Genomic DNA, 1,169 nt, shown 5'->3' with positions numbered 1-1,169 from the left:
GCATCCAGGAGGTGGCGCAGCACTGCGAGACCCAACCGGTTACCGTGGTGCGCCTGGCCAAGCGCTACGGGTTTCGCGGCTTTCTGGACTTCAAGATGGCGTTTTTGACCGAGGCCGGTGCGGACCAGGGCCAGGGTCTGCAGGTGGACGGCGACACAGTCAACGCGCTCGGCCTGGCCGCCCACCTGCTGGGCCAGGCCGGCACCGTGTGGCTGCAGGCCAGCCCCGCCACCGCACAAGTGGCCCAGTGCTACGCCGACATGCTGCGCGTGGCCGGGCTGCAGGTGCAGTGGCGGCCCGCGCTTGGGTGGCAGCCGGAACCGGGCGATGTGCTGCTGTGGGTGGCGCTGGCCAAAGAGAGCGCGGCAGCGCCCCAGAGCATGCCCGTGGTACGCATCAGCGATGCGCCCGATGCCAGCCCGCTGCACCATGCCCACCTCTGTACGCCCCACCTGGGCCAGGGTTTGCTAGGTATTCCGGCCGGACTGGCCCTGGCGCAGGCGGTGCACAGCGCCCGGCAAACGCTATTGATTCAGTAGCTTGTCACGCCCATGGAATAAGCGTCAGAGGCCTATTTCATCCCTATTTTTCTTATGGGCTGCGAAACTGCGCCGTCCACAACTTGCCCAAAGCAGCGGCCTCGGCACGGGGTGGGTCGCCCAGCAGCGTAACCTGGCCCTTCTGGTGCACCTGGGCGTACAGCACATTGCGCTGCGGGGCGTAGAGAAACAGCACGTTGTAGTCGTGGCAGTCGTGCGGCTTACACAGGTCGGCGCGCAAATACTCCTTGTTGCCCACTTTCACCCGCGCGATCTGGCTGTTCGGCCCCTCCATGCGGGCCAACCACGGCACCTGGCGCACCGAAGCGGAGATCAAGGCAAACTGGCTTTTGAATTGCGGCGTGGCAAACACCTCGTAGCTGAACGGGGCCGCGCCGGGCGCCACAGTGGCGGCGGGTGCCGCCACGGCGGGTGGGCCATCGCAGCGCCGGTACTGCGCGGCCATGCGGGCCGGACCCAGGTAGGCGGACAGCTTGTTGCCTTCGTTCTCGATCAAGATGTAGCGGCCACGCGGGTCTTCATGGACCAAAAACGTCATCTGCTCCTTGCCCTTGATCTGGCTGATAAAGGCCACCAAAAATCCCGCCGGTGGGCTGTTGCCAAAGTAGG

General features: G+C 65.6%; 1 protein-coding gene and 1 pseudogene. One reads left to right on the top strand and one right to left on the bottom strand.

Annotated features, from left to right (window positions below):
- Positions 1 to 539, top strand: a pseudogene (locus AC097L_RS25410) (hypothetical protein); the annotation flags it as partial.
- Between the two features lie 52 nt (positions 540 to 591).
- On the opposite strand, the gene AC097L_RS25405 reads toward AC097L_RS25410, so the two are convergent.
- On the bottom strand, positions 592 to 1,169 hold a 578-nt coding region (locus AC097L_RS25405), incomplete at its 5' end, for an Ivy family c-type lysozyme inhibitor (RefSeq protein ID WP_479589480.1).

It is taken from the genome of Rhodoferax sp. RT5P35 (genome assembly GCF_056521385.1).
Note: the sequence above shows the minus strand (reverse complement) of the source record. Positions and strands in the feature narration are given on the sequence as shown.